Raw genomic sequence first — 9880 nt, 5'->3', positions numbered from 1 at the left:
CAATGAAACATTCGACAAATACAATATTTACAAAAGAAATAAAATACATATTTAATAATAAAAATCGTATCAGCTTGACTAAGTAATTATAATTATGATAGTTTTAAGGTGTAAATACATATTTTAGAAAAGGAGGATAGAAAAAGAAAGAGAACGCATCAGCTTGACTAAGTAACTATGATAGTTTTTAAGGTTTAAATACATATTTTGAAAAGGAGAATAAAAATGAAAAAAATCGTATTAGCAACTATGTCTAGCGTTATTCTTATGGGAACTGTCGTATCTTCTGTTTCAGCTGCAAATCTGTCAGAAATTTCATCAACTGCTACATCTGTGGGTGAAATCAGCGTAGAACTGCAACAAAAAGCTGATCCATATGTTATTTTCGAAGATTCCCAATTCAAACTTTCTCCATCAGCATCTCAAGTATTGAATACAGATGAATTGGCTCTTGTTACTACTGCTTTACAAGATGCTAATTCACAAGCAAAATTAGCCTTAGAAAATGATCAAGTTCATGCTGTTGTGGGGGATAAAGGGATTAAAATTACTTATGTACAACCCTCTTCAGGAATCACAATTAAGAGCATCAATACTTCATCATACGCCGACCAAGAAATATTTTGGTGGGGCTACCGTTATTACTTCTCTCATCAGCTTATCCAAGATATAAAAAATCATCCATTGTATCTAACTGGTGGTGGATCTATTACCACAGGCGTATTGAACGCGATACTTACTAAATTAGGTATTTATGGGTGGGTAGCAAACGTTCTGGTTGGTGTTTACTTAATAAAAGGTGGTCAAGTTCTTTACGCAGATCAAGGAAGAGGTGTGTATCTTGATGCTTTTTGGGGTGGGACAGCAGGGGTAGTAACCTTTGTCACTGCTAAAGTATATCCTGCTTAATAATATACGGGCTTTCAATGATTTGTTGTTTTAGTAAAACTTGTTTTTGATGAACTCTAGAATAGCTTTAATAACACAAGTCGCATTCTATATTGTGAAAGTACAATATTAGGAGTGCGGCTTGTGTTTTAACTAAACAAGTCCTTGCATACTCTTTTCTTTTATACTAATTTTAAATTGCTTTTTATTTCACCCTTAGACTCCTGCTTGCCGGGGATGAAGGTTTCCCTTTTTCTTTGAAGTTTCTCTTCACAATGTTATGAAAATAAAAAGGAAGTTCCCATTTTGGAATGAGCGTAAGTCTTCAATCCTGCTAATCTTTCGATTGATCAAGAGACCAAAGAGAGGAGAGGTAAAAGCAGACCTAAATTTCTCGTCCGTCACTCCCGTTTGCTGGAGACAAGGATCGAAGTTACTGAAAGTTTTTCTAAGATCAGGTTTTTATTTAAAAGTAAAACGTATTTTAAAGCCGATTTTTCATGAATTTTTCATGCGAAGATCGGCTTTTTTGCGTTTATCCTTAAAAAAGAGAGAATGAGAAGTATGTTTAATCCATTCAAAAAAGAAAAAGGTATCTAAGAAGAAAGGATAGTGTCCGTGAAGTAAGAGAAAGAACTTCGTAGCAAAACAGAGATGTTTGTTAAAATGATGGTCGAAGTTGTTCGTTATGCGATGGAAGAAGTGTGGGGACTCTCCGAAAATCAAATCATTATCAGCGGCACCGTTCAGTTCAAAGCCGACGTTGAGAATTCCTCCTTCTTTGCAACGATAGATTTAATCAAATTAGCTCAAGTTTATCTTTTACATATTTAATCGTATTTGAATAATAAAGTAGTCCATAATTGAATAACTAAAAAGCGATTTTTGCTATCTGACTCGTTTTCTTATAGAATAGTCACGTAACAATGAACGTTATATGATTTGATTACCTAGTATAGATAAGGCAAGAGGGTAGTCAGCTATATTTACACAACAGAGAGGAATGTACGCATGAAAAAAGTAAAGACATTACGAATGATGAGCATTATGCTCATGTTAGGAGCATCGCTCACAGCTGTACATACAGCTTCTGCTGATCCGTTGAAAGTCGATAATGCTTTTTTTGAAAAACAAAAGCAAGTCGTGATGGATCAGACGGTAACTAATTCCAGTAATGATGCTAGTGCATCCAAAGAAGTACAGAAGCTTGAAAATGCGGATTATTTGTATATGAGTACAGATGGTCAGGTGTATAGTTCCAAACGTGGCTATCTAGGAGCCGCTAAAAAAGATGATGATATTGAAGCTTCGCGTGTTGGCGATCAACCAAGTCCACCGACTAGTGGTAATGGCCCTGCGGTCAAAGATGTAAATGGTGGTACAACAGGAGCTTTTGAGCGCAAGCAATTGGCGTACTCTGGCTTTGACAGTATTACATCAGACATTACACTTCCTAAAGTAAGCGGTCTAGGTGCAGGCGAACAGCCATGGGTTTATTATGGATTTGATTCTGATAATGCTTCAATAGAAGCTGGATATGCTTATCAGACAGGTACATTTAGATGGTTGCCTTATATTCGTTCCAATGGATTTTACTATGCTGATTCCGCATACCAGAAGTATGATGGCAACCGGATCAATAGCGTACAGTTCTATTTAGCGAAAACGGCAACATCGGATACGTATTACAATGCATATATGGTCGTGGGTGGCACACAAGTCACAATTGCGCCTACGAAATTCAAGGATAGTGATGCAAATTCGACTTCAGTGAAAAAAGTAACTTCGATTGCCAAGAAAGCTTTTGACGGTACCAATATCGAAGGTCGTACAATGAATCAACGCTATGATAATGTACAAGTATCTTTATTTTATCAAGACCAGGCTTATCCATGGACACAGTACCCAGAGTCTAGCGATTTTAGAAACAACAAATGGTATGGAACGATCGACAATCCAATCTCCTATGTACACCGTGATTGGGATAGTACCTCGATTTATAAAGATACCAACTAAGTTAAAGCTATAACGCTATGTATGATAGAAGTAGACTGACTATTTCTATACTAAGCATGCCTACGCTATCAAGTAGAAGGAAGCCGATCTGTATTAGTCGGCTTCCTTTTTGCAGTTTTTACAGTTGTATCTCACAAATGCTTAAAGAATTTGAATATATACAATGCTTTGTTTCATGAATTTACATTACATGTTTACTTTAAAGGAACAACGTATTATAATAGCAAACGTTGAGAATAATTATCATTATCACAAAAATACAAAAGATAATGGTACGGATATGAAGGAGACAGGAACATGATACTGAAAAAATTAACAAAAACGATATTGACAGTGGGTGCGATTACAGCAATTTTGGCAGGTTGCGGAAATACCAGTACAGCGAATCAGACAGTAGCAACGACAACGAATAACGCCAATGCGATTACGATTCAAGATACGATAGGAACAACAACATTGCCTGCACCTGCTCAAAAAGTAGTGGCGTTGGAATGGTCATTTGCAGATGATCTATTGGCACTTGGTGTTACACCGATCGGAATCGCTGATGATGATAAGCCAGAAGCAATGACCAAATTAGCAGGTAAAGCATTTGACTATATGCCTTTAGGTAAACGTGAGACACCAGACTTAGAAAAAATCACCGAAGCTTCACCTGATCTGATTATTGCAGATAGTGATCGTCATACAAAGATCAAAGAGCAATTGGATCAGATTGCGCCTACGATTGTATTGAACAGTCGTAAAGGTTCTTATGCTGAAAGTATTGATGATTTCAAAGTGATTGCCAAAGCAGTCGGCAAAGAAAAAGAAGCTGACGCACGAGTGAAGCAACATGATCAGATTATGGCTGATCTGAAAAAACAAGTAGAAGCTATGGGTAGCAAAAAAGTATTGATCGGTGTAGCACGTAAAGATGGATTCGATGTTCATACATCCGATTCTTATGCTGGACAAGTTATGACAGAAATGGGCTTCCAAAATGCCATCTCTAATACAGATGAGCCTTATGTTGAACTAAGTCTAGAGACGTTAACTACGCTTGATCCTGATATTATTTTTATTGCAACCGATGATTCTGAAGCCATCACCAACAAGTGGAAAGAAACACCTGTTTGGAAAAACTTGAAAGCAGCTAAAAACAATCAAGTCTTTATGGTAGATCGTGATATCTGGACTCGCTTCCGTGGGATTACTCCTGCTGAAAAGATTGGACAAAATGCACTGGATTTTATAAACGGTAAAGTGAAAAGCCAGTAATTTAGCATATCTGATTAATAAGAATATTCATTGGATTGAAGTATCAGATAGATTTAGAGTCATAAAATGATCTATTAGATGGATTGTTCATAAGTAGATTGATAGATACACCAGAAAGGGAGATATCGAGCAGCCTATGTGCGCTCGATATCTCCCTTTTGTATTTTAACAAACGATTTCTTTTGGATAAGCATCGGAGAAGTATTTATTGATATCCATCTATGTTTCGCAAATCAACCTTTTACTGCACCTGCGACTACGCCTCTAACAATATACTTTTGTAATAATACAAATACAATAATCGAAGGTAACACCGCCATAACCATAGCTGTCATCGCATATTGCCAATCCGATGTATATTGTCCGACAAACGTATAAGCGGCAAGAGTTAGCGTTTTGGTGGCAGGAGAACCATTCACCATCAATAACGGTAACAGAAAGTCATTCCAGATCCACATCACATCAATAATAATAATAGTGGTGGTCACCGATTGGAGTAGAGGGAAGATGACTAAGAAAAATAGCTTAAATCCAGAAGCGCCATCAATCGTAGCACTCTCATCTATTTCGCGAGGAATCCCTTTAACAAATCCATGGTAAATAAAGATAGCAAGTGGTGCGCCGAATCCCCAGTATAGAATGCCTAATCCCCATGTGCTGTCTGATAAATGAAGACTTTTGGCTAATTGCAATACAGTTAGCATAATCGACTGAAATGGAATCAACATAGGCACAATACAGAGTAGATAGATCGTATTGCTCCACTTGGAATTCGTACGTGATAATTTGTAAGCAGCTACAGACGAGAACAAAATAATCCCGACCAAACCAATCACAGTAATAATGGTGTTATTGATAAATAAGCGAGGGTAATTGATATATTTCCATACATACGCATAGTTATCTAAATTAAATTGTTGAGGCATAGCAATCACATCGCTCATCACTTCGGAAAAGCTTTTGAACGAGTTAATAATCGCCAGAATAAGCGGATACAAGAATAATAGTGACAGTATGATCATCACAATTTCGAGAATAATACGACCTGTTTTGGCAGATGTCATCAGGCTTCAACCTCCCTGCGTTTGAAGATACCGAGTTGAATAAATGTGATTACAAGTACGGCTATAAATAAGACAAGTGCTTTGGCTGTACCATAGCCATATAGATTATTTTGGAACGTATCTCGATAAATATCATAAGCGACACTGTATGTGGTTCCACCAGGTCCACCACCGGTCAATGAAAGGATAACATCGAATACTTTGATCGAGTTTGTGAGTGCCATAAAGACCGATATCGTAATCGATGGAGCGAGTAGAGGTAATGTAATACTGAAAAATTTGCGGAAAGCACCTGCACCATCAACAGTTGCTGCTTCTTTGAGGTCTTCAGGTACCGCTTGCAAGCCTGCAATATAGATCACCATATAAAATCCGACCGATTGCCAGATCGATACTCCCAGAATCGAGATAAAGGCAAGCCCAGGTTCACCTAACCAGCTCATTGCAAAAATACCCCAGCCTGTCGTAGCTCCAAGCGATTCAAATCCTTGCATGAAAATAAATTTCCAGATAAAGCCGACAATCACCAGACTCAAAATGTAAGGCACAAAAAATGCTGCCCGTAGCCATGTGGTTGAACGTAATTTCATATCTAGAATTAACGCCAGTACAATCGCTAACACATTAACCAGTACAATATAAAGCACCATATATTTGATGGTGAACCATGCTGCACTGCTAAAGTTCGCATCGCCTGTAAAAATCCGCTCAAAATTATCGAGTCCAACAAATTTAGGATGCTTGGCGATGCCATTCCATTTGGTCAATGAATAACGTACGGTCATTACGAATGGAATATAAAAAGCAACTGCAATACAGATCAGCACAGGTAAAGTAAATATGCCAAATTGCAATCGATCAGACCATTTTCGCCCCATTTTCATTATCTATACCTCTTTCCTAAAAATAATATCCGATATCGTATTCTAGAATAAAGCGGTTACATAAAATGTATAGCTTTTTCTGATACTTGTATTATAGAATGGCGTTACGCTCTTCAAAATGGATTTAAGAAAACAGTTAAGGGTAAAAAGGTGAACAGCAAAAGAAATACAATGATAGGAGATGAACAGGGAATGGGGAGAAAGGTAAACAGTAGCTTGACGAATACTCATCCCTATTTTAGGCGATATGCTATAGCAATGAAGTCACGAGTAACGGCTATCTGGAATCTATTATCTAGTCGATTGTTATATAAGCTCGTGATCTTATTCACATCTGTTATTATTTTGGTGGTGACTTCATTAACGGTGATCTCTTACCAGATGATTCGCAAAGAGTCAGTGAAGAATAGTATTGACAGTACCGCTAATAATTTACTGCTAGTCAATCGTAATTTGCAAGATTATATGGAAGGAATCGCCCAGTATTCTTTGCCACAACTGCAATATGATGATCTCATTCATGCGATTGTGAATGAGAAAGAAGAGTATGCTTCACGGATGTATCTGGAAAATTATTTGCGCCGACTGTATTTTGGACGTAGTGATCTGAATGCCATTTCTCTATATATGGTCAAAGAAAAGAAATATTACTCGGTCAGTCGTGAATCATATAATATCGCTTCTCGTTCTGGATATGATAGTGAGATAGTCAATCAACCGTGGTATACCCATGTACTCCAACAAGCGGACAATCAATATTTTCAATCTCTGGCACTCACTCCGGTAGAGCCCAATGATTCAATACAGCAAGATAGCTTTATGGCGTATCATCGGGTGCTACGTTCGATAGCTTCTCGCCAACCGCAGGCGATTTTGACTTTCTATGTTAATCCTTCTGCGCGAGATACGATTTTGCAAGATACTTCGATCCATGAAGGTGAACACCTTATTTTTACAGATGCTAATCATATTCCTTTTTATGTAGACGATCCTGCTTTTTATCAGTCGATGGTGGCTAGTGGTCTGATTACCCAGTTGCAAAATCAAACCAGTGATCCGTTAACATCGACAATCGATCATGAGCGTTATATGGTCATGTACAATCAATCGAAGCCCAATCAATGGACATTAATGAAGCCTATTTTGTATAGCCAGATTTATGAAGTCGCTAATACTACACGTAATCTGAGTTATTTGATTGGTGCAGGATTCTTGCTGATTGCATTTGCATTGGTAACGATTTTGGCAAATGAAATTACACGTCCTTTAGGGCATTTATCCAAACAGATGAATCGATTCAGTAGTGGAGAATTTGAGATTGAAGCCACTGTCAAAGGGCAAGACGAGATTGCTCATCTCACCCGACATTTTAACGATATGGTGCGCAATACCAATGAACTTATTAATGAACGTTATCGAATGAAATTAGTAGAACAAAATGCGATTTTGAAAGCGCTTGAAGCTGAACTTAATCCTCATTTCCTCTATAATGCTCTCCAAGCGATTTCAACCAAAGCCCTGCGAAGTGGCAGATTAGATATAGCGGATATGGTCGATAATCTAGCGCAAACACTTCGTTATTGTATCGGTGGTAAAGATATCGTAATGGCTAGTGAAGAACTCAAGCATATCGAACGCTATCTTTCTTTACAAAAAGCACGCTTTGGTAGTCGCCTACAGATGACAGTTGATTGGGACGATTCTTTGCTTCAGTTACCGATCCCCAAATTATCAATTCAATCGTTAGTTGAAAATTCGATCAAGCATGCGGTTGAACAAGTGTCTGAACCCGTGATGATTACAATTACAGCTCATTTAACTCATCAAGATGTACTGATTACGGTACGAGATAATGGACCCGGTATTTCGCCAGAACGGTTACAGCAAGTGCTGTCTTCATTTGAACAAACATTTATCGAGCGTGAAGGCAGTCATATAGGGCTGCAAAATCTGCATACACGACTACAAATTTTATACGGGGAACAAGCAGGTTTACTGATTCAGAGCAATCACACAGGAACAGAATTAAGCATGTATATACCACAAGGGGGCAAATCTTATGTATAGTATTTTGATTCTGGATGATGAAGAACCGTTGCGTGAAGCAATTCGCATATTGGGAGAGTGGGATAGTCTGGAGATTAGCCATATCTATGAAGCAATCAATGGCCAAGTAGGATTATCCATGTTACGTGAACATCCTATTGATCTAGTGATAGTTGATATGAAGATGCCGGGAATGAATGGCGTTGAATTTCTGCAAAAAGTCGAACAAGACTATCCCGATATGTTAACGATTGTGATTAGTGGATATAACGATTTCGAATATACTCATCAAGCTATCCGTTCAAAAGTATTAGATTATTTGCTCAAGCCTGTCAATCGACATGAATTAAATGATACGTTACGCAAAGCGGTTCATCTGTTACAACAACGCCAGCAACAGAATCAGCACAATATACAACAACATCGCACACTTAATATGTCTGTACCCAAGCTAAAAGAAACGATCTATCAATCGCTGATCGAGAAACGATTCAAAAAGCAAGGGAACGAAGAGATGTTAGCGATGATTGGAGCAGAAGATAAGAACTGTTATCATGGAGCAGTTGTATTGCGTATTCTAAACTTGGAGCAAGTACACCGTCATCGCTTTTATGGAGATACCAGTTTATTACACTTTGCGATTGCGAATGTGCTGAATGAATGTACTGAAGATGGAGTCCACTATTTCTGTTTTGCGAATCAGCGACTCGAACGTGAAATGATTCTGATCTATCACGCACGGCATGCATATCCTCAAGAACTTCATTATGCTGTACAACAAAGGGTTCGGAGTTCAATTCAGAATTTGGAACAGTTGCTAGATATTCAAATTATCGCAGGTACAGGTAAGCCGTCTAATGATATTCAGCAGTTAGCGACTGCTTATGAGCAAGGAAAACATATGATTGAGCAAGTCAATATTTTGGAATTCAATCGCTCATTAATCATCCCTTATGAACAACGTGCTTCTAAAGTAGAGTCGCATAGCTTATGCTCACGAATGTCTCAGATACGAACGTTGCTTGAAAATGGACATTTTCCTCAAATTCATCGAATTGCTGATGAATGTATCAGCATGATGAAGCAGTCTCCTTATCTGAGTCTGTATATGGCGGAATATAGTTTGGATGATTTGGAAGGGCAATTGTATGAGATCACCAGAGAACTGGATCAGAGGTCATTAGAATCAGATGGAACTATTGCTAGCCAACGCAAAGAACGAATACAGACGTATTTACTCGATATTATAAATATGGCTGAGTGGGAACAACATGTTCACGATATTATTACGTATTATGCAGAAAAGGTACGCCAATCTGGAGGAAGTCGGCAGTCTTTTCATATCAGTGATATTCGGTCGTATATTGATCAGCATTATTTTGAAGACATCAAAATTTCGATGTTTACCGATAAATATTACTTGAGCCGCGAGTACTTGATGAAGTTATTTAAGCAAGAATATCAGATGGGGATTCATGAATATGTACAACAGTTACGGATGGAGAAAGCCAAAACGCTATTGAATGAAGAAGGACTCAAAATACAAGAAATATCCGAAATGCTGGGCTACAAAGATAAAAACTATTTTAGTAAAGCTTTTCGCAATTATTATCAATTATCGCCTTCAGAATATAGATCTCAATTATCGACAATAGCAAATAAGTAAGCGTATTCATAAATTCACTTTTTTACCCTTAATAGATTACTTATCTACATTTTTAT

At 37.8% G+C, this 9880-nt stretch carries 8 protein-coding genes; 6 read left to right on the top strand and 2 right to left on the bottom strand.

Annotation, left to right across the window (positions count from 1 at the left end; translation table 11 throughout):
* Window positions 1-225 precede the first annotated feature (225 nt).
* From PTI45_RS13725 to PTI45_RS13710, 4 genes are all read left to right on the top strand, one after another.
* Entirely contained in the window at window positions 226-909 is a 684-nt protein-coding gene (locus tag PTI45_RS13725; RefSeq protein WP_069328163.1) for a hypothetical protein, read from the top strand.
* 645 nt (window positions 910-1554) lie between these two features.
* A complete protein-coding gene (locus tag PTI45_RS24155) occupies window positions 1555-1722 on the top strand; it encodes a hypothetical protein (RefSeq protein WP_175425184.1) in 168 nt (55 codons plus the stop codon).
* A gap of 177 nt (window positions 1723-1899) precedes the next feature.
* On the top strand, window positions 1900-2904 hold the full coding sequence (locus PTI45_RS13715; RefSeq protein ID WP_069328161.1) for a hypothetical protein: 1005 nt from the start codon (window positions 1900-1902) through the stop codon (window positions 2902-2904).
* 297 nt (window positions 2905-3201) lie between these two features.
* A complete protein-coding gene (locus PTI45_RS13710; protein WP_069328160.1) occupies window positions 3202-4164 on the top strand; it encodes an ABC transporter substrate-binding protein in 963 nt (320 codons plus the stop codon).
* Window positions 4165-4397: 233 nt separating this feature from the next.
* Here the strand turns inward: PTI45_RS13710 and PTI45_RS13705 are convergent, their stop codons facing one another.
* Together PTI45_RS13705 and PTI45_RS13700 are read right to left on the bottom strand one after the other, a co-directional pair.
* Window positions 4398-5228 carry a carbohydrate ABC transporter permease gene (locus PTI45_RS13705; protein ID WP_069328159.1) on the bottom strand — a complete coding sequence of 277 codons (831 nt, stop codon included), beginning with the start codon at window positions 5226-5228 and terminating at the stop codon, window positions 4398-4400.
* Window positions 5228-6112 (bottom strand): carbohydrate ABC transporter permease, encoded by an 885-nt coding sequence (locus PTI45_RS13700; protein WP_206665599.1) that lies wholly within the window; start codon window positions 6110-6112, stop codon window positions 5228-5230. Before PTI45_RS13700 ends, PTI45_RS13705 begins: the two co-directional genes overlap by 1 nt.
* A gap of 258 nt (window positions 6113-6370) precedes the next feature.
* On the opposite strand from PTI45_RS13700, the gene PTI45_RS13695 reads away from it, so the two are divergent.
* Window positions 6371-8179 (top strand): sensor histidine kinase, encoded by a 1809-nt coding sequence (locus PTI45_RS13695; RefSeq protein WP_069328157.1) that lies wholly within the window; start codon window positions 6371-6373, stop codon window positions 8177-8179.
* Window positions 8172-9824 (top strand): response regulator transcription factor, encoded by a 1653-nt coding sequence (locus tag PTI45_RS13690; RefSeq protein WP_069328156.1) that lies wholly within the window; start codon window positions 8172-8174, stop codon window positions 9822-9824. The genes PTI45_RS13695 and PTI45_RS13690 overlap by 8 nt, the downstream gene beginning before the upstream one ends.
* Window positions 9825-9880: the final 56 nt, after the last annotated feature.

Source organism: Paenibacillus nuruki (assembly GCF_001721045.1).
Taxonomy (GTDB): Bacteria; Bacillota; Bacilli; order Paenibacillales; family Paenibacillaceae; genus Saccharibacillus; species Saccharibacillus nuruki.
Note: the sequence above shows the minus strand (reverse complement) of the source record. Positions and strands in the feature narration are given on the sequence as shown.

What these genes read in the sequence shown, in the direction of transcription:
- PTI45_RS13725 (WP_069328163.1), top strand. Translation starts at nt 226, where the DNA reads ATGAAAAAAATCGTATTAGCAACTATGTCTAGCGTTATTCTTATGGGA.
- PTI45_RS24155 (WP_175425184.1), top strand. Translation starts at nt 1,555, where the DNA reads ATGATGGTCGAAGTTGTTCGTTATGCGATGGAAGAAGTGTGGGGACTC.
- PTI45_RS13715 (WP_069328161.1), top strand. Translation starts at nt 1,900, where the DNA reads ATGAAAAAAGTAAAGACATTACGAATGATGAGCATTATGCTCATGTTA.
- PTI45_RS13710 (WP_069328160.1), top strand. Translation starts at nt 3,202, where the DNA reads ATGATACTGAAAAAATTAACAAAAACGATATTGACAGTGGGTGCGATT.
- PTI45_RS13705 (WP_069328159.1), bottom strand. Translation starts at nt 5,228, where the DNA reads ATGACATCTGCCAAAACAGGTCGTATTATTCTCGAAATTGTGATGATC.
- PTI45_RS13700 (WP_206665599.1), bottom strand. Translation starts at nt 6,112, where the DNA reads ATGAAAATGGGGCGAAAATGGTCTGATCGATTGCAATTTGGCATATTT.
- PTI45_RS13695 (WP_069328157.1), top strand. Translation starts at nt 6,371, where the DNA reads ATGAAGTCACGAGTAACGGCTATCTGGAATCTATTATCTAGTCGATTG.
- PTI45_RS13690 (WP_069328156.1), top strand. Translation starts at nt 8,172, where the DNA reads ATGTATAGTATTTTGATTCTGGATGATGAAGAACCGTTGCGTGAAGCA.